This is a genomic window from Deltaproteobacteria bacterium (assembly GCA_021737785.1).
In the GTDB taxonomy this organism is placed as follows: Bacteria; Desulfobacterota; DSM-4660; order Desulfatiglandales; family Desulfatiglandaceae; genus AUK324.
In genome coordinates, this window is sequence record JAIPDI010000002.1 from 165,807 (window position 1) to 185,712 (window position 19,906).

The 19,906-nt window shown below is 52.8% G+C and carries 16 protein-coding genes; 10 read left to right on the forward strand and 6 right to left on the reverse strand.

The genetic code is table 11. The annotated features are described in order from the left end of the window. Positions 1-28 precede the first annotated feature (28 nt). Entirely contained in the window at positions 29-514 is a 486-nt protein-coding gene (locus K9N21_02190) for a periplasmic heavy metal sensor (protein MCF8142710.1), read from the reverse strand. Positions 515-942: 428 nt separating this feature from the next. Here K9N21_02190 and K9N21_02195 point away from each other — a divergent pair, with 428 nt between their 5' ends. From K9N21_02195 to K9N21_02205, 3 genes are all read left to right on the forward strand, one after another. Further along, positions 943-2,721, forward strand: a complete 1,779-nt coding sequence (locus K9N21_02195; GenBank protein MCF8142711.1) for a PAS domain-containing protein — start codon at positions 943-945, stop codon at positions 2,719-2,721. Continuing rightward, positions 2,708-4,096, forward strand: a complete 1,389-nt coding sequence (locus K9N21_02200; protein ID MCF8142712.1) for a sigma-54 dependent transcriptional regulator — start codon at positions 2,708-2,710, stop codon at positions 4,094-4,096. Before K9N21_02195 ends, K9N21_02200 begins: the two co-directional genes overlap by 14 nt. Positions 4,097-4,514: 418 nt before the next feature. Beyond that, entirely contained in the window at positions 4,515-6,398 is a 1,884-nt protein-coding gene (locus K9N21_02205) for a sugar phosphorylase (protein ID MCF8142713.1), read from the forward strand. Positions 6,399-6,435: 37 nt separating this feature from the next. On the opposite strand, the gene K9N21_02210 is transcribed toward K9N21_02205, so the two are convergent. Continuing rightward, complete coding sequence (locus tag K9N21_02210; GenBank protein ID MCF8142714.1) at positions 6,436-7,545, reverse strand: hypothetical protein; 1,110 nt, start codon at positions 7,543-7,545, stop codon at positions 6,436-6,438. Between the two features lie 161 nt (positions 7,546-7,706). Between K9N21_02210 and K9N21_02215 the strand changes: the two genes are divergently transcribed. The 5 genes from K9N21_02215 (at position 7,707) to K9N21_02235 (ending at position 13,015) form a co-directional block, all read left to right on the forward strand. Next, positions 7,707-9,197 carry a sodium:solute symporter gene (locus K9N21_02215; protein ID MCF8142715.1) on the forward strand — a complete coding sequence of 497 codons (1,491 nt, stop codon included), beginning with the start codon at positions 7,707-7,709 and terminating at the stop codon, positions 9,195-9,197. Between the two features lie 405 nt (positions 9,198-9,602). After that, entirely contained in the window at positions 9,603-10,508 is a 906-nt protein-coding gene (locus tag K9N21_02220) for an RsmB/NOP family class I SAM-dependent RNA methyltransferase (protein ID MCF8142716.1), read from the forward strand. Positions 10,509-10,548: 40 nt separating this feature from the next. Continuing rightward, a complete protein-coding gene (locus tag K9N21_02225) occupies positions 10,549-11,001 on the forward strand; it encodes a hypothetical protein (protein ID MCF8142717.1) in 453 nt (150 codons plus the stop codon). Continuing rightward, on the forward strand, positions 10,995-12,209 hold the full coding sequence (locus K9N21_02230; protein ID MCF8142718.1) for an aminopeptidase: 1,215 nt from the start codon (positions 10,995-10,997) through the stop codon (positions 12,207-12,209). The genes K9N21_02225 and K9N21_02230 overlap by 7 nt, the downstream gene beginning before the upstream one ends. A 20-nt stretch (positions 12,210-12,229) precedes the next feature. Then, on the forward strand, positions 12,230-13,015 hold the full coding sequence (locus tag K9N21_02235; protein MCF8142719.1) for a sugar phosphate isomerase/epimerase: 786 nt from the start codon (positions 12,230-12,232) through the stop codon (positions 13,013-13,015). A gap of 98 nt (positions 13,016-13,113) precedes the next feature. Here K9N21_02235 and K9N21_02240 read toward each other — a convergent pair whose 3' ends face one another. The 4 genes from K9N21_02240 to K9N21_02255 form a co-directional block, all read right to left on the reverse strand. Continuing rightward, positions 13,114-13,602, reverse strand: coding sequence for a PaaI family thioesterase (locus K9N21_02240; GenBank protein MCF8142720.1), 489 nt, complete (start codon positions 13,600-13,602; stop codon positions 13,114-13,116). Positions 13,603-13,894: 292 nt separating this feature from the next. Then, positions 13,895-15,130 carry a hypothetical protein gene (locus tag K9N21_02245; protein MCF8142721.1) on the reverse strand — a complete coding sequence of 412 codons (1,236 nt, stop codon included), beginning with the start codon at positions 15,128-15,130 and terminating at the stop codon, positions 13,895-13,897. 52 nt (positions 15,131-15,182) lie between these two features. Beyond that, positions 15,183-16,103: a SufD family Fe-S cluster assembly protein gene (locus tag K9N21_02250; GenBank protein ID MCF8142722.1), complete on the reverse strand. Its 921-nt coding sequence runs from the start codon at positions 16,101-16,103 to the stop codon at positions 15,183-15,185. Further along, positions 16,084-16,845 carry an ATP-binding cassette domain-containing protein gene (locus K9N21_02255; protein MCF8142723.1) on the reverse strand — a complete coding sequence of 254 codons (762 nt, stop codon included), beginning with the start codon at positions 16,843-16,845 and terminating at the stop codon, positions 16,084-16,086. The genes K9N21_02250 and K9N21_02255 overlap by 20 nt, the downstream gene beginning before the upstream one ends. A gap of 1,676 nt (positions 16,846-18,521) precedes the next feature. Between K9N21_02255 and K9N21_02260 the strand changes: the two genes are divergently transcribed. Together K9N21_02260 and K9N21_02265 are read left to right on the forward strand one after the other, a co-directional pair. Continuing rightward, positions 18,522-18,809, forward strand: coding sequence for an integration host factor subunit alpha (locus K9N21_02260; protein MCF8142724.1), 288 nt, complete (start codon positions 18,522-18,524; stop codon positions 18,807-18,809). 137 nt (positions 18,810-18,946) lie between these two features. Next, positions 18,947-19,840 carry a restriction endonuclease gene (locus K9N21_02265; GenBank protein ID MCF8142725.1) on the forward strand — a complete coding sequence of 298 codons (894 nt, stop codon included), beginning with the start codon at positions 18,947-18,949 and terminating at the stop codon, positions 19,838-19,840. The last annotated feature ends 66 nt before the right edge of the window (positions 19,841-19,906 follow it).

Here is a 19,906-nt window from a genome sequence, read left to right on the forward strand (position 1 = left end):
ATTATGCCACCCAGACTCTAGCCCTGGTCTAATTCCAGCAACCCCCGCCGGGGCCGTAATTTCCTCTGGATCCGCCACCTCGGCGTCCCGAATATCGATTCTCATTTCCGTAGTAAGTGCCATCAGGCGCAATCTTGCGGGTTTCCAACCGGTAGTTCAGTCGTTTTTCAGCCATCTGGTTCCTGAGCGTATTGATCTCTTTCTGAAGAGAATTGATTTTCGCCGCATCAGGGGCTTCTGTATTTAAGAGTTTGTCCATCTCAAGGTTCTTACTCCAGATCTCATCTCTCAAAGTTTGCGTGTCGTCGTAAAATTTCCTGTCCAGCGCATTCAGTTTGTCCCGCTGATCCTGGCTCAGGGCCGCACCGCTGCTATCCCGCCAGCAGGCCCCGGGACCACCGCTGTCGCCCCACATATGATACCCTCTTCCCCATCCGGGTCCATAACCGAAGACCGGATATGCAACGATTCCTGCCAGCAATAAGATGCCGATAACCATTCCTGCCTTTTTCATGTGAATACCTCCTGTTTGAGTGTGTTTGGGTTTTGAACTCTTATAGAGCAATGGCCATGCCAAATGTGGAACATACGTATAACCATTTGAAATAACATTAAGATTATCCAGGTCACCAGTAAAATGGCATTTAGCCATTGCCTTCAGGTATAAAAAAATGGATACTTTGTATCCAGGCACCGTATCCAGGTGGGTAGAGAATACCCGATGCCCGCACTATCAATGAAACCTGGGAGGAATAAGGTTGCCCATTATGCCAAATGAGTCCCCCGAAAGCGTCGGACAGGGGTTCATTTGTTCGGGAAGAGAGGTCATTTGGGCGACTGGCGCTTAAAAATACTTAACATTAAGGTACTTTCTCTTGATTCTGATTCGCAATAGAACCTCCCCATGGAAGAATTGGTCCTGTTCTTGCTGAGAAAAGAGGGATGAATCAAAAACTCCGCAACCAATCGTGGGTGAGCGTACCCCCATGGGTCATTATAGGGGCAGTCCTGATCCTGGCGCCGATCTTTGTCTTTCTGACACTGGATTCCATCAAGCTTCAGAAGGAAAACACCATCGATCTCTTAAAAGAAAAGGGTGCGGCCCTCATCAGGTCATTTGAGGCGGGCGCCCGAACCGGGATGATGGGGATGCGGTGGGGAGGCGCTCAGGTCCAGCGATTACTCTCGGAGACCGCCCAACAGCCGGACATTGCATATATCCTGATCACAGATGTTGAAGGGACAATCCTTGCCGACAGTGATATTGCCAGGATAGGAAAAGCGTATGGCGCGGGTCTGGACCTGGTCCGAATTTCCGGTTCGAAAAATCTCGAATGGCGACAGGTGGCAGGGAAAGAAGGATCCAACATCTTTGAGGTATTTCGTCAATTTTCGCCCATCAGAGAAGGTTTCCGGTCGCGTCATTCCGAGATGACGAGTAATGACTGGTGCCGGGGACATATGCGTGGAGGAGAGTCCGGGGATGGGGCGGGCCAGATCATATTCATGGGACTGGACATGGGGCCTGTGGAGATGGCGGCAAACCAGGGGATACGCCGAAGTATTGTGATGGCCGTCACCCTCCTGTTGATCGGTTTTGCCGGCATTGTCTCCCTCTTCTTGGCGCAGGCCTACCGCTCCACCAGGACCTCTCTTTCCCGGGTGCAGGCCTTTTCAGACCACCTGGTGCGTCATATGCCGATCGGCCTATTGGCCGTGGATACGGAAGATAAGATGGTTTCCATCAACCAAAATGCCGAATCGGTCCTCCAAGTATCCTCCGCTGATGCCGTCGGAAGGCGCATTACAGAGATCCTGCCACCGCCCCTGTTGAGTTTTTATAATCAACTGAAGACCCGGGAAGGCCCCATAGATAGGGAACTGGACTGTCCGGTTGCGGACAACAAGATGATTCCCTTGGAGGTTATGGGCACCGCTTTGGAGAGAGAAGGTCTTTTTATGGGCTGGGTAATTCTCTTCAGGGATTTGAGTGAGATCCAGCACCTGAAAAAAGAGATGGCAAGAAGTCAGCGCATGGCATCCATCGGAAGGCTGGCAGCCGGCGTCGCGCATGAAATACGAAATCCGTTGAGTTCCATAAAAGGGTTTGCCACCTATTTCAAGGAGAGATACGGGAAGATCCCGGAGGACAAGAAAATCGCCGAGATCATGATCCAGGAGGTGGAACGGCTGAACCGGGTGATCAGCCAACTTCTGGAGTTTGCCCGGCCCACGACGATCCGGAAAAGACCATCATCCCTTGACGACACCATTCGGGACTCTCTGAAGATGGTGGAGGAGGACGCCCGTGCAAAGGGAATTCATATCCGCTTCAAGGGAAATCCCAACATCAAAGAAGTCTTCATGGATCCTGACAGAATCAAACAGGTCCTCTTGAACCTGTACCTGAATGCCATCGAGGCGATGGATGCTGAAGGACTTCTTTCGGTTGAGGTTAAACCGGATGAAGATGAAATGAATATTGAGATTTGGGTGTCGGATACCGGAAAAGGGATCAAGAGTGAGGACTTGCCACACCTGTTCGATCTCTACTTTACCACCCGGTCTTCAGGCACGGGCCTTGGACTGGCGATCGTTCACAATATCATTGAATCCCACGGGGGCAAGGTCCGGATAGAGAGTGCTCCCGGCAAAGGCACCACCGTGATCATCCGCCTTCCTGCGAAAGGAGAAGGGTTGAGATCCCATGAAAAAGGGTAAAACAGTTTTGGTCGTGGATGATGACCTCGGCCACCGGACCATGTTGCGCACCCTCCTTTCCGAATGGGGGTATGAGATCCATGAGGCGGATGATGGCCAGACGGCCATAGACCGGGTGCGCACCCGTCCTTTTGACCTGATACTGATGGATATTCGAATGATCAACGTCTCCGGTCTCGAGGCCCTGGCCGAAATCAGGGCATACAACCCGGCCATTCCAATCATTATCATGACCGCCTATTCCTCCGTGGAGACGGCGGTGGAGGCCCTGAAAAAAGGGGCATATGACTACCTCACCAAACCCCTCGATTTTGATGAATTGCGCCTGGTGATGGAACGGGCCATGGACCACAGCCATCTGAAAGAAGAAAACCGGATCTTGAAGGAGACCCTTGGGAGTCAATTTGATACGCGCAATATCATCGGACGGAGTCAGGCCATGGTCAAGCTGCTGGAAACAGTGGCCCAGGTCGCACCTTCAGAGGCGACGGTCCTGATAACCGGCGAATCAGGAACCGGCAAGGAACTCATTGCAGGGGCGGTCCATTTCAACAGCCCCAGAAAGACCGGCCCGTTTGTGAAAATGAACTGTGCCGCCGTGACAGAGACCCTGCTCGAATCGGAACTGTTCGGTCATGAAAAAGGGGCTTTCACGGGAGCCCATAAACGCAAGGAGGGAAAGTTTCGCCAGGCGGATGGCGGAAGCATCTTCCTGGACGAGGTGAGCGAGATGTCCTTGGCCATGCAGGTTAAACTGCTGCGGGTCCTTCAGGAGAGAGAGTTCCCGCGGGTGGGGGGGGAAGATACCATCAAGGTGGACGTCAGGGTCATTGCCGCTACCAATAGAGACCTCATACAGGAGGTCGAGACTGGAAGGTTCCGGGAGGATCTTTATTACCGTCTCAATGTGGTCCCCCTGTATGTGCCGGCCCTCCGTGATCGGAATGAGGACATCCCATTGTTGGCCGGACACTTCCTCAAGATGTTCGCCCGGAAGAATCAAAAACAGTTGAAAGGGTTTTCTCCCCAGGCCATGGACCGGCTGTTGCGATACCACTGGCCCGGCAATGTCCGGGAGTTGATGAATTCGGTGGAAAGGGCCGTGGTGCTTTCGAGGTACGAATACGTGGATGAAGAGGATCTCCCTTTTGTCGTCAAGGAGGAGACGCCGGAAGATATTACCGATATCCCCCCGCATATTCCCGAGCATGGTTTTTCGCTGGAAGATATGGAAAAGGAGACCATACTAAAAACGCTGGCGTCCGCCGGCGGCAACAAGAGCGAAGCAGCCAGACGGTTGGGGATCACCCGCAAGACCCTTCACAAAAAACTCAAAAAATACGCAGCCACGCCGGTAGAGTCACCGGCGATATGAGGCCAGGAGAAAGCACGTCACCACTCACCTTGTCCGGGCAGATTGAACAGCGGGCATGTTGCATGCAAAAGGAAGTCTTCCAGTACCGCTTTGTCATCCCGGAACCCCTATTCGCAGATAACTCAAACATCGCAACATGGCAATTCGGTTTTCTTCGAATTGAGATACGGTATATCGGGTGCCACAATACAGGTTCGGCAGTATGGATTTATCATTCGTATGTACAATAATAACGGCATGTTTGTTCGGACGCCATCGGTCGCATCAGGACACGTTGGTTTCAAATTCCGGTATTCGTGGCGACAAGAGGTGCCGATTGATGAACCGGGGTGGGGCCTTCAGTATTCAATCAAACAGAGACGGCCGATCCCCGGCAAATCCTTAATCCCGATTGCCAAGAATCAGGAGACCGCATTGTATGGAGAAACAACCAGAATATCCCAGGAAACGAACCTTTTATTGGCAGAATCCCGATTATACAAGACCGCCGTATGAAATACCGCAACAGCAGCGGGAGCGCATGCGGGCACGTTTAAAATTTCTTTACGGAGGAGAGGCGGCCGATAGATACCTGCCGGAGCTGGAGCGGATTTTAAAGGTACACCATGCACACAAGCCTCCGGAGATGCTGGAAAAGGAAAAGGACTTCGATCCCAGGGAGCGATTCTCGGAAACCGACATGATTCTTATCACCTATGGGGATATTGTGAAGGGGGACGGCGACACCCCATTGTCCTCGCTTCACAATTTCGTAAACACCTATAACCAGGGCGCCATCAACACCATTCACCTCCTTCCCTTTTTCCCCTACTCCTCAGACAGGGGGTTTGCGGTGGTCGATTTCAGGCAGGTGGATCGCAAGCTGGGTACGTGGGCAGACATTCGAAAAAAAAAGAGGCGGTATGACCTCATGTTTGATGCCGTACTCAATCATGTATCATCCAGGAGCGAGATGTTTCGGGAATTCCTGAACGGAAACCCGAGATACCTCGACTTTTTCATCGCCTATGATTCACCGGAGGATCTGACTTTGGACCAGCGAAAAAAGATATTTCGCCCCAGGACCTCCGACATTCTCACTCGATTTGATACCATGGATGGCCCCAAATGGGTCTGGACCACGTTTTCCGAGGACCAGATCGACCTGAATTTTCGGAACCCCGATGTCTTGATCCAGATGGTGGACAGTATTCTCTTCTACATCAGACATGGGGCGGATATCCTTCGCCTGGATGCAGTGACCTACATATGGGCCGAGCCGGGAACCGAGAGCATCCATCTTCCCCAGACCCACGAGATTGTCAAGCTTCTGCGGGACGTGGTGGATGTGGTCGGATCAGGGGTCGCCTTGATCACCGAAACCAATGTGCCGCACGAAGACAATATTTCCTACTTCGGAAACGGATACGACGAGGCCCACATGGTGTATAACTTCGCCTTGCCCCCGCTGGTACTGCATGCGTTTTACAGCGGAGACGCCGGGGCCCTCTCCAGGTGGGCCGCAGGGATTACCCCCCCTTCCGAGCTGGCCACATTTTTCAACATCCTGGACACCCACGACGGTGTGGGCCTCATGGGGGTGAAGAACATCCTTCCCCCGGAGGAAATCGATTTCATCATACAAAACGCTCAAGAGCGGGGTGCATATATCTCTTACAAAATGAGGGGAAACAACACTCAAGAACCCTATGAGATCAACACCACGTGGTGGAGCGCTGTAAACGGCGAAAATTCCTCGGAGGACTTGAAGCTTCAGATCAAGAGATTTCTCGCCTCCCGGAGCATCGCTCTGGTGTTGAGGGGAGTCCCGGGCATGTATGTCCACAGCGCCCTCGGCACTCCCAATGATTATGACCGGGTGAAAAAGACCGGAGTGAACCGGGACATCAACCGGGGGATTATACACTGTGATGCGGTGGAGCGAGATTTACGCGATCCCAACTCGAAGCTGTCGCTGCTCCTTTCGTTCGGAAGCAGGCTCAACCTCACCCGGACCGGAAATCGGGCCTTTCACCCACGGGGAGATCAGAAGGTGTTACATCTCTCCTCCGCTGTCTTCGCGGTCTTTCGGACCACACCAGAGGGAGATGCGCATATCCTGGCAATCACCAATGTGACGGGAGCGGAAGTGCGGCTGGAAATCCCTCTTGAAGAATTGGGGGTGAAAGAAAACTCATGGCAGGATCTGATCGGCGAGAAGCACTGGGATGCTCAGGAAGGGACGATTCAACTCCTGCTGCGGCCATACGATGTGGCATGGCTGAAACCGGTAAGGGAAATCGAAGGCAAGGGATGGCTCTAACGGTCGGATCCAATCTGGTCGGATCCGGCAAAAACCTTCATCCCAAAGCGCCCCTCAACAGGCCATACACGAATTGAGCGATCTGTGAGGCGCCATTCGGGCCGTTTCTCCGAATACGGGGCATCTTCAGCAACCGGGGGATGTTTGAGGTCCATTCCCCTGTTCGGAATGTCTCCCCATCGATGGCAAGCCCGCTCATATGATCTGCTATGTACGCGGACAGGATATCCGATTCCTGAAAATTCCTGCGCTTTATATATCCGAAGGGAACCCCTCCGTGATAGATTTCGGCCAGGGTGCTGTAGCCCACCTTCCCCACCACCGCATCAGCCGCCGCAACGAGATCCGGGTGAAAAAATTCCGATCGATGGGGAAGTATAATCAGGTTGCCGCGCATCTCAAGCGACCTCCCGGCCCCTGGAATCACCACCCAGACATCTTTAGGCAGGCACAACTCCTTCATATCTTTGTAATCTTCCGGTACCCCCCCCATTGTTACGAGCACCATCTTGCCCCCATCCGGTATATTCAGACGCTGCCGGACCTCTTTCCCGGTGCTCCTCGCCCTTCGGCTGACAGGTGGGACCGTGAGGTCCACCGGATCGGGCCGACACACAGGTTCCGTCTGTACGTGGTAATCCACCTGGCTGAACAGCTCCCCTAAATAGTCCGCATGCCGGCTCAAACCGCTGTGGGCTCCCGTATATTCCTCATAAACCCAGTCCCAGGTAAAATTCTCCACCAGCAGAGACGGCATACCGGCCGCCCGGGCCGCTGCGATGCCCATCGGGGCGATGTCGCAGATAACCAGTCCGCAGTTCATCCGGACCATCTCCTGAGCCAGTCTGCGTATCCCCTCTTTTTCAAAGGGAATGAACCGATCCAGCCGCTCCACGGTCCCTGCAAGATCCGCATACAGAGGCGTCTTCTGTATGAGTCCGATATCCGTCAGGACCCAGTGATGGGTGAAGGGGCCCACGAGGGAATCCTCAAAAAACCAGGAAGGGACGGTTGTGAAAATGTCGAAGTGTAGGGTGACATCCAATTCATGAACAGCGCACATGACCGCCGATGCCCGGGCTGCATGCCCGAACCCATGGGGCGAAATGAAGTAGGCGATATGTTTGTCTTTTTTATTATGGGTCATCGTTTCACGGCACTCGCTGCGGGTTGCCGGTTGCTGCGAGAGCCTTCACGCCTAACGCCTTGCACCTTGCGCCTCACGCCTTGAGCCTCGCGCCTTCTACCCATTGACTCCCGGGCCCTCCTGAGATACATTCCAAGCTCAAATCGCCCGGGAGGGTTATGATGCACACAGATTTTCTTGCCATCGACAAGGTCATCCTGATCATCTATTTCGCAGGGATTATCCTCTTCGGGGCCTATTTCCGCAAGAAGGCCGGCACCGCCGCAGGTTTTATGGTTGCCGATGGAAAACTCCCCGGGTGGGCCGTGGGGCTTTCCATGCTGGGGACCTTTGTGAGCAGCATCACCTTTCTGGCATATCCGGGCCAGGCGTATAATTTTAACTGGGATGTCTTTGTGTTTTCCCTGACCCTGCCGATTGCGGCCCTGGCAGCGACCCTCTATTTCATCCCCCTCTACCGGACGCGGGTGAAGGTGTCGGCCTATGAATACCTGGAACAGCGTTTCGGCCCATGGGCCAGGGTCTACGGGAGCATCAGCTTCATGTTGGGCTCCCTGGCCCGCATCGGCATGATCCTCTTTCTGGTGTCTATTGTCCTCCATAACCTGACCGGGTGGTCATATGCAACCATCATCATTATGACCGGTATCGGTGTCACCTTCTATACGGTACTGGGCGGTATCGAGGCCGTAATCTGGACCGATGTGATCCAGGTGATTATCCTCTTCGGGGGCGCCGTGGCCACCGCAATCATCCTGTTGTCGGGCATGCCTGAAGGTCCCGGGCAGGTATTCTCCATTGCCCGGCAGCACAATAAATTCTCTTTTGGAAGCTGGGATCTGGACCTGATCAGGCCCACCGCCTGGGTGGTGGTCTTGTACGGCATTATAGAGAATTTCAGGAACTTCGGTGTGGACCAGAATTATGTGCAGCGCTACCAGGCCACCCGCTCCATCAAAGACGCCTCCCGCTCCGTATGGACCGCAACCATCGCCTACATACCGGTTTCCGCCCTTTTTCTCTTTATCGGCACGGGTCTATTCGCTTATTACACGGTCCATCCCGGCCTCCTTCCTGCTTCACTGGCAGGGCCGCTGTCGGGCGATAAGATATACCCCCACTTTATCGTAACGCAGTTCCCCGTGGGAATTCGAGGCCTCATTGTCGCTGCCATTTTTGCAGCGGCCATGAGCAGCATCGATTCGTCCCTCAATTGTGTATCCACCCTGTCCCTCCTCGACTTTTACAAGAGATATCTGAACCGTGACGCAGATGAAAAGGAATCCATCAGGATGCTCAGGGGGTTCACCATCTTCTGGGGCATCCTGGGAACACTCACCGGTCTGGCCATGATCCGGGTTCAGACCGCCCTCGAAACCGGCTGGCAGCTGGCAGGGATTGCAGGGGGCGGAGTGGTCGGCCTGTTCCTGCTGGGGATCGCATTTCATTGGGTCAAACGCTGGCAGGCAGTGGTTGCGGTGATCCTCAGCATCATCAGTATTATCTGGGCCACCTTTGCCCGTAATCTGCCGGAGCCATGGGACTGGATGGAATGCGCCTGGCATGCCCGGATGATCGGCGTGATCGGGACCCTCACACTCCTCATTGTCGGCGTTGGTCTCGGTATTATGACAATATTCAAGAAAAAATAACTGCAATCAAAAACTCATTGCGGCGGCCGTCCTGTCTTCATAAATCCCAAAGATACGATATAAACGCGTCAATTCAAAGATCGGCCGCACCTGATCCCGGAGAGCGGCGATCTTGATGTCTCCCCCCAGCCTGTTCACCGTTCGAAGAGATGAAACCAGCCCGAGCGGGTTGCACCCCCCACATATCATGAGGCCTTCCTTCCTTTTGCCGAATTGTTCCATTCACCAGATGTTAATGGACCATTCAAATCATTCGTACAGGCTGTTATGCAGGTGTGCTGCAGCCCGAGAATCAGGATATCACCGAATATCCAGCGAGACAACCAAGAATTGACAAAAGAGCGCCGCTCTTTTATACTTTTATGTTTGCAGTCCGATGAGTCCGCATCTTGAGAATTCGAGGATATGACCGCTCTTTTCGAACAATACACCGATATTATCCCTGATTTTTCCTCTTTTCAGGAAAGTCTGCGCAGGCCCCTTCCCACTCACATCAGAATCAACCGACTGAGGGTCGAGCCCGCTACGCTGATTCAATTACTGGAAGAAAAAGGGGTTTGCCTGACCCGGGCATCCCAGAGATATGACACCCTCTGCCTCGCGCCCGGGTTGTCTTCGCCCGGAAACCTGCTGGAGTACTTCCTCGGCTATATTCACCCCCAGGCCCTTACCTCTGCAATGGCCGCCCTGGTGCTTTCTCCTTCAGAACATTGCGCTCTGCTCGACATGTGCGCAGCCCCCGGTGGAAAGAGCAGCCATTGTGCAGACCTTATGAACAATACCGGACTGATCATTTCCAATGATCTTTATACCAACAGACACCCGGCCTTGGGACACACCCTCGCCAGGATGGGCGTTCTGAATGCGGTGGTAACCGCCTACCAGGCCCAGGAATTCCCATTAAAGCACCGATTCGATTTTGTGTTGGCCGATGTCCCCTGTTCCTGCGAGGGAAAATTCAGGAAAACGGAAACAGCAAGCCGTTACCGGGAGGTCAGGGGGAAGGAAATGCTCCCGGACCTGCAGAAGAAGATCCTTTTTCGGGGCTTTGACCTTCTCAAGGAAAACGGTCGTCTACTCTATTCCACATGCACCTACAATCCCCGGGAGAATGAGTCTGTGGTAGACCGCTTGTTAAATGAGCGGGACGCGGAACTGTTTCCTATTGACATAGGTATCGACCTTGATCCCGGGTTGACAGAATGGAAGTGTGAAACATATGACAAACGACTTGGAAAGGCGGTCAGATTCTATCCCCACCGCATCGATTCAGTGGGCTTCTTCATGGCCGGGATTGGCCGGAGAAGCTGACCGGCAATATCTTTTTGCATACCTGGAGCATCGTTTCGGCATGTCACCAGCTCATTTTGCCGATTACCTGCTGCTTCGAAAAAAGAAAAGCTGGTTTTTGATCAGAGACACGGTGTTTATTCCATCCGTCTCACGGCTAAAGGTGTCGAGGGCAGGGCTCAGGGCATTTCAACAGGTAGGCGATTTCGTGAAGCCCACCACTCGGTTTATCCAGAGCTTTGGCCGGCTGGCTACCCGGGCAACGCTGCAGATAGACAGGATCCAGTTGCAAACCCTTTTAAAGGGAAATAAGATTCATGTTGATATACCGCTTGATAACGGTTATGTAATCCTCGACATCGGAGGCGGCAGGGTCCTCGGGCTCGGGTTATACATCAATGGCATGGTCTCCTCCCAACTTCCCGGAAAGGAGCTTCGAAGCGTCATGCTGGAGATGCCGGCGATCAGGGCCGCCGCAGACAAGAATCAGAAAAAGGAGAATATTTCATGCTGACCAGGAAACAGTTGGATAAATATGCGGATGTACTATTGTGGGGGTTGAAGACAGCCAGGAACGGCAAGTTCAAAAAGGGAGATGTGGTACTGGTACAGTTTGATCTTCCGGCTGTTCAGCTGGCAGAGATCCTTCAGGGAAAACTTCTCGACATCGGAATGAACCCGGTCATCCGTTCGAGCCTGACCCCCGATATGGAGCACAATTTTTATGAAAAGGCCAGCAGCAGCCAGCTTGCCTTCAGGGGGTCCTGGCAGGAAGACCTCTACCGGCACCTCAACGGAAGGATCTATCTTCACTCCCCCACCTCCCTTACTCACCTGGCTGACATCGATCCCAAACGGATCGGCCGCCATGCCGTGGCCATGAAGCCGCTTCGCGACATCATGCGCGAGAGGGAAGACCAAGGCATGCTGGGCTGGAGCCTCTGCATGATGCCTACCGAGGCCCTTGCGGAAAAGGCGGGCCTTTCGCTCAGGCAATATGCCAACCAGATCATCAAGGCGTGCTACCTGGACAAACCCGATCCGGTCGCGGAATGGAAGCGCCTGTTCAAGGAAGCTCAAGTCATCAAGAAATGGATAAACAGCTTGGACGTTGACTACTACCATGTGAAATCCGAAGGAGTTGATCTCAAAATAAGGCCCGGCGAAAAGCGTCAGTGGATCGGGGTATCCGGGCATAATATCCCCAGCTTTGAACTCTTTATCTCTCCTGACTGGCGGGGGACCGAGGGGACCTACATGGCCGACCAGCCTTCTTTCCGGAGCGGCAATCTGGTGGAAGGGGTACGGCTCGTATTCAAGAAAGGCATCGTGACCGAGGCAACGGCCAAGAAAGGGGAGGCCTTTACCAGGAAGCAATTGAAAATGGACACGGGGGCATCCAGGGTAGGCGAATTCTCCCTCACGGACAAGCGCTTTTCCAAGATAGACAAATTTATGGCCAGTACCCTTTACGATGAAAACCATGGCGGCCGGTACGGGAACTGCCACCTGGCAGTAGGCGCCTCCTACTCGGACACCTATGACGGGGACCCGGCCGAACTGACCAAGGAGATGAAGGAGAAGCTGGGATTCAACGACTCCGCCCTCCACTGGGACCTGGTAAACACCAATAACAAAATCGTCACAGCCCACCTTGTCACGGGCGAATCGGTGGTGGTGTACGAAAACGGGATGTTCTGTTGTTGGGAATTGAATAATTGAGGAATTGAAGGATTAGGGAATTGGGAAAAGACGAAACAGGGAGGAATAGGATCCACCTCGGGGGCACGGCCCGCAGCCCGGCGGATGTGAGCGCCCTTAACCGCATGGGGCTTCAGTTCGCTGAAATTTCTATCCCAGACCCGGAGCAGTTCCCACGCCACATCGGTGAATACCAGGTGATCATGGACAAGTTGGGCATCTATTATTTGTGCCATGGCCCCCGGGAAGGCGATCCGAACAACGTGGACACCCTGGAGACGGTCTATCTGCCCAAACTTTTGAAAATTCTCTCCATCATGCCTCAATTAAACATGCGGTTGCTGACAATCCATCTCTGGGTGGATCCCCGCTTTGTGAGCCCTGATATCATCGCATATAAGGTGGGGTTTCTAAAAAGGCTCCTAAACAGGGCCGATGCTTCAGACATCACGGTCTGTATCGAAAACCTGAGCGAGAATGCAACGCATTTATCCGGGATCTTCGAGGCCCTGCCGTCCCTGAACCTGACGCTCGATCTGGGACACGCCCAACTCCTTACCGCTCGAAACACCAGTTTTGAGATCATACGGGAGTTCCCCGAAAGGATCAAACATATCCACCTCCACGACAATCTCGGGGGAACTTCAGTAAAAGACGACCTTCATCTCCCGGTGGGAAAAGGGATCATCGATGTTGAGGGGATATTTAAGAATCTGAGCCGGATCGGATACAATCGAACGATTACACTGGAACTCAGGCCGGACGAGATACGGGAAAATCTCAAAGCAGTAACACAGCGACTCCGTGATTCAGGATTCAGCGTCTGATACAGAATGCCAACGCAACTTACGGCCTCTCCGCAATAGCGATATCCTCGCTATTGAGGCGTCCGATCCTGCGGGTATGGCAGCCTGCGCCCTGGTCTTTACTTGCTGGGGGGATTATATTTCTCCAGATAATCATCCGGTATCTGAACAGCGATCATCTTTCCCTTGGCACACAACACGTCATTGACGGTCAGGGTCATGACCACTGTCACCTTCCGGCCCTTGATCTCTTCAATCCGGGCGCGAATCTCCATCACGCCGTCAATAGGCACCGGCGCCAGGAAATCCACCTGGAGAGAAGCGGTGACAAACCGGGCCATTTTATCGACTCCCAGCTTTTTCCCGTCATGTTTGTGCTTGGCAGCAGCCGCCGCCCCGGTCCCATGGCAATCCATGGAGGACGCCACCAGACCGCCATAAACAAAATTCTGCGCACCCGTATGATACGGTTCCGGACGAACATGACAAACGATTTCATCTCCGTCCCAGTAACTCTTGAGATGGTGACCATGCTCATTCAGTCTCCCGCAACCGTAACAGATGGCGAAATCGTCGTCGTAATAATCCTGAATGCTCTTTTCTTCCATGCGTCTCTCCTTTCGACCCAGGTCTGGACGCCCTATACCAGAAAGCGTGGGCACCGTCCACTCTTTTGATATTAACTGTCTCGAAATAGTACCGACATCTTCGTCATACCGGACCCGATCCCCGCAAGTACGGGAACTGGATTCCGGCCTTCGCAGGAATGAAGGTGCAAAGACCCCGCAAAAACTTCCTGGGCGTTGCGCAGGGCTTTTTGATCGCGGCTGTCAGGCCGCCTCAGGTAATCGACCGGGTCATTCCCCGTGGTATTCGCACGGGAACGAGACGCGATCGGCGCTACACGCGGAAGAGCCTGGGCCGCTCTTCGTATCCCACGTCAATTCCGATAATGTCCCCTGTCCTGAATCCGAGCTGGGTGAATTCCCTGATGACCTCATCGTCTCTGTCCACGTTCCAGTATACAAACCAGAGGGGATATCTCACCGTATCGATGCCGTAGGCGTCATGACTGCACAGGTTGATACCGATCTTATCCTTGACAATGAGGGTATCGGCCTCTGAGAGGAAGTAATCGATCTGATACATATTATCGTTGAGGGCCCTGGTAAGAACCTTCTGGGCATCCGGGGTCTCTTCGATATAGTGATTGGCGATCTGATAGAGATCGGACGGGGGCCGCACATGGAGCCCCAAGACCGCGAACCGTTCGTATTGCAGTGCAAAACGCTCCAGTGAGGCCCTATACGCGGTGATGGTCTCTATGACATCATCGATCCCCGCTTTCGTATGCCCCGAGGCGAGGCCCAGATCTTCGCACCTGCCGATGACATCGATGTAAAAGGCCCGGTTGTCCATGACAAATACCGGACGCTCACGGTAGTTTCTGCGCTTGCGGATCCTTCGAATGCCGTCCAGCTTGACGGTTCTCCTGCTTTCCATAATCTCCAGGATCTCAACCCGGGAGATGTCCTTTGCCTGAACAACAAATATCTCCCCTTCGACCGAGACAATGTACTCTATCTCACATCGAAAACCGAGAAGGTCCTGAATGGACTGCGATATATTCAGCAATCTCGTGTCATGGGGCGTCTTGGTGATGTAGGGTTCGCTCCGGACCTTGTGGATGCGGTCGCCGCTGTAGCCGAATTCCCAGTGGTCGCCCATCATTTTGGCCATGATGCTGGCGCCTTCGATAAACGGCATGACAATGACGCCCATCTCCTCCAGATCGATCTCCGGGGCCTTGTTGAACCGCTGTTGTCTGAGGATGGAAAGCCGGCTCCTGGTGTGGGCGAGTTTGATGATGCGCTTCCTGGCATATTCAACGCCGGCCAGATCTCCGTGGGTTTCCAGGGAGTCAAAGGTCCCTCCCTTGAACAGCTCTTCCTGGTGATGTCCGCTTCTCGCAATGACCTTGAAGCAGTCACGATGTCTTTCAAGGAAGGCCTCGAGATGTGCGAAGGTCCGATTTTTGAAATCCGAGGCCGGCACATAGATGAAGTCAGGCACATTGAAATCGGCCTCCTTCAGTCTTTGAAGGAGCCGTGCCTTTTCCGGGATGACCGATTTCATCTTCTTTCACACCCCTGGGGGGGGGCATCACCGGGAAATAGATGGGAAAGGGTCACTTCAAGAATCCCTGTATAATCCGGTTCACGGCCTCATCATAGGTGAGCCCCAGGCTCATGAGTTTCATCAACTGGTCATCCGCGATCTTCCCGATAGAGGCCTCGTGGGTGAGTTCTGCATCCGGATGCCTGGCCTTCAGAGAGGGAACCGTTTCATTGGAGCCGTTTTCCATGAGGATCGCATCGCATTCGATGTGCCCGAAGCATTTGGCCCGGGCATCCATGGTGGCATAAAAATCCTGCTTCGAATTCCCCCGGATGACCGACCGGGAAATCATGTTGGACTTGCTGTTTTCACCGGCCAGGATGATCTCATTTCGGGACACCGCGGTTTGATTGCCGTCGGTCATGACCCGTTCGGTGATAAGGAGGGAGCTTCCCGCAGAGAGTTCCGCGGTATTGACCCGATCGGCCTCATCCACCCCCCCGAGCTGGCTCAACTCCATTTCCGCATAAGCGCCCTCGGCCAGATAGACCTTTGTGGTCGGGCTCAGTGCCCGCTTCCCCTTGCCTTCGCCCAAGGCCACATGCTTCTCCACGTATTTGACTCGTGCGCCCTCTTTAACCTGGAATTCATGGATTCCCTCGTGCCCCTGTGACTTGGAAGTGCCGCAATGGATCCCGCACCCGGCAACGATGGTGACATCCGAGTCCTCTCCGATGATAAAGGTGTTGTATACCACATCGTGGAGACCGGCCTGGCTTACAATAACGGGGATATGAACCGATTCATTGACCGTGCCCGGCCTGATTCGGACGATGATCCCGGACCCTGCTTCATTGGCCTCGATATTAATATTGGCCGACACCTCCCGGCCCAGAAGCTCGCCGTTCTTTCGAATATTGTAGGCCCCTTTGGGAATCCCCTCCAGGTCTGCAACCGCCTTCAACAGATCTTTATCGATAGCATCTAACATCGGTCTCTCCTTCACAGATCTCTTCATATCCGCATGCGCTCAGGTCCTTCAGGAGGGCGGAGGCCCCATCCAGATCCCCTGCATAGGCGATCCTTCCCTTCCTGATAAGGAGGAGGGTATCCGCGGCCGACAAGAAGGCCCGATTGTGACTGACCACAATGGTGGTGGTCCCATAGGCCTCCTGCTCCCGTTTCAGGAGCTGCACCATCGGATCGATGGTCCAGAGGTCAATCCCCGTATCAGGCTCGTCATATATGGCGACCCTGGGATTGCGGGCGATGGTGGTGGCCAGTTCCACCTTCTTGATCTCCCCGCCGGACAATTTTGAATCCACCGGCTTGTCCAGAAAATCGAGGGAGCAGATCCCTACACGGGCCACGATCTTCAGCAGTTTATCCTCATCATCCGTGCCCGCAGCGATGGAGAGAAGGTCGCGGAAGGTGGTGCCCTTGAACCGGGCCGGGTGCTGGAAACTGTAGGCAATTCCTGACCGGGCCCTCTCTGTTATACCGAGTCGTGTGATGTCCTTCCCCTCTAATAAAATAGATCCTGAAGTCACATTATATACCCCCATTATCAGTTTCGCGAGGGTGGTCTTGCCGCTCCCGTTCGGGCCGGTGATGGCATAAAACTTCCCCTTCTCAAAGGTGTAGCTCACCCGGTCGATAATGGTCTTCAGAGCTCCCTTTTCAGGAGCGTTCGAATCCGGTACGGAAAAAACAATATCTTTGATCTCAAGCATATGGAACCCTCTCTTTCCTGACATTTTTATAAAATTATATCATACTTCCCGGACAAAATCTTGGCTTTTCTTCCGCCTTTCCGGCCACCGTTCCACACAGCGCCCGGACCGCCCCTCCCTATCGGGGAATGGGATTCTCAGGAATACCCTTTCGGGCAGAACCGGCGTTCTCATTTACTCAGTGATACAAAAGCGATCGGGCAAATGAAAAACGCGGATTTCAAATAGAGAGAGGCTGAAAGGAAAATGGTTTTTTGAAGGGATGCGCTTTAATTCCCCCATGGACAAAAGATAAAAGGCCAAAACAGGCCAGGTGCCCACTCCTTAAAGGACGCCGGTTGCCGGAAATGGGAGCCGGTTTTTTCAGTCCTTAAAAGGGATACCTTCTGAATAAAAGCGTACCAGGAGTGTGCCAAAGTGAGTTTACAAAAAAAAGGACTTACAGCCATGGCCGTAAGCCCTTATTTTTACTGGTGCCGAGACCAGGAATTGAACCAGGGACACGGGGATTTTCAGTCCTAAAAAGGGCTATGTAAGGAATTGGAACCATTGATCTTTTTTCAATGTTTTTAAGTTGTTACATTTCTTTGCAGGTATTCGTTGTGGGTCTGTTTGGTGTCTGTTTTGGTGTGTGTCTGCTACAATTCTGCTACATTTTTCTGCGCCCATATTCAATAATAAGTGGGGTCTGTTCGGGGTCTGTTTTGGGTCTATTCACATCTGCATCTATGTTTGAAATAATGAACTCACACGCCCACCGCACTACCGAAATCGCCGGCATGGAAACACGGGGGAAGCCCGGCGAAAGCTGAGCCCGTGTCAATGTGGGGGCGTATTTTATCGTTGGCGAATCAAACTGATTGGCGTGATCGCGCGGACAAATTAGCTGAAATCGATTGAGTATGGCAACCTCGTATTTCATGGTCGAATTTAATCAACAGAAATATGTGAGAGAAGCCACCGAAAATCAGAGAAGAAATAGGATGGGACCCAAGGCTTAGCATTGCTAATTCTGATTTAGACTAAATGAATCAGTATGGGAAGTATCTATCATCTATGGTAATGGGTCCGATCACACCCTACGCCATATTTTGAGGTTAACCTGTTGAAAATATTGACCCGGGGTCGCCAAATAAAGGGCAAAACAAAAAGCAAACAAATTTGATCAGATAATTTTTCCTTTGCAGGATAGCCAACAATCAAATCAGCCTGAGATCTCCATAGCGCGGAGAGGTCTCAGGCTTTTTTGTCTCCTGCTGCCGGTACCTTTCAATGGTCAGCTTTCCCGGGAAATTGCAGGCCTCGGAGGTGATCGATTAGGGGGATGTCTGGAACTGCGGCAAGCCTTGCGCCAAGACCATACTTTGTCAGCCCATGCAAATGGCCTTTGACAATTCAGGATTCCGGGAAGTGCCCGTCCCTACCCTATCCTTTCGGGCGCCACTCCGCGGCCAGTCATATCCTGCAGCGGGGCAGAAGGATATAACCTATTAAACTTAATCGTAAAATTTCTATTTTTGTGACGAAGTCCCTTTCTGCCTTGACAATCGCTGGATGCCATACTATGAATTCACAAGTACAACATTTTGGTTTTATTACTATTTCCTACGAATAATCTTCTGTTCATTCCCGCTGTTCTGGAAAATTGAACCTATCTTCCCCGGGAGGGATTTTCCATGACCGTTAACAAGGCTCATCTTTCATCCGTGATCTGTAACAGGCTCGACGTTCCTAATGGACAAGCCTCCCATCTTCTGGAATCCCTATTGGCAAAAATTAAAGGAACCCTTGCTTCTGGTGAGGATGTTCTTATCAGCGGGTTCGGGAAATTCTCTGTGAAAGAGAAAAATGAAAGGAGGGGCAGGAATCCGCAGACAGGGGATGACTTGATGCTTGATGGCAGGAGGGTTGTAAGGTTTAGACCTTCATCGGTCCTTAGGGAAAAGATAAATTGGGATAGCTAACTCGCCAAAATCCCTACGATAAGTTTCTCATAACGGAGGCATGGGGTTTTGTATTTTGTGACTAGAGGATTGTCCCATCTTCATTAGAAAACTGTCACACAAATTTTTATTATGCCCAAAAACGGAGACGATGTCATATGGCTAATGTAAAACCACCTGGCAAAACTCGTCTACTCGCTGAGGGTCTCATCCATGCGGCGATGCGCATCCTTCGCGACAACGGTAGAGAAATGCCTATACGCGAGGTCATGGCGCGCGTCGAGAAAGAAGTCGACCTGTCCGATTGGGCGAAGGAACGTTTCGAGAAGTCCGGGTACATACGGTGGCAGTCCATCCTCCACTTCTACAGCATTGACTGCGTCAAGGCCGGCTATCTTGTCAAAAAGAAGGGTGTGTGGTACCTAACACCTGAGGGTGAAGAAGCCATCGAGATGGGTCCGGCCAAGCTACTGGACTCCGCCACGCGTGCATACCGGAAATGGCGGGCGGAGCAGCCTTCCGATACGGTACCAGAAACCGATGACGCGGCCGCCGACGAGACATCCATGGCGTTTGAGGAGGTCGAGCAAGTCGCCATATCGGGCTTCGAACACTACATCGGCGATCTGAACGCATACGAATTTCAAGATCTTGTTGCTGCGCTCCTTCGCGGAATGGGTTACTATACGCCCTTCATTGCGCCCCGAGGCAAAGACGGCGGGGTGGATGTCATGGCCTACAGGGACCCCCTCGGAACACAATCCCCACGGATCCAAGTGCAGATCAAACATCGTGGTACCCCAGCGTCCGTTCAAGAGGTCAGACAGTTGATGGGGTTGTTACAGAAAGAGGGAGATGTGGGCATCTTTGTTTCGACAGGAGGGTTCACCCCTGACGCCAAGACCACTGCCAGAGGATCACATGTTCACGTCGAATTGATCGACCTCCCCCGGTTCATCACGCTCTGGCAAGAGTTCTATGACAAAATGTCGGACACAGAAAAGAGCCTGATGCCGCTGACCCCGATCTATTTTCTCGCGAAGAAAGAATAGTCAATTGCTTGCTACGCCATTTTAGGTCCCGGTTTTTCTCGGTAAAATTTTGCCAAAGGACAATTA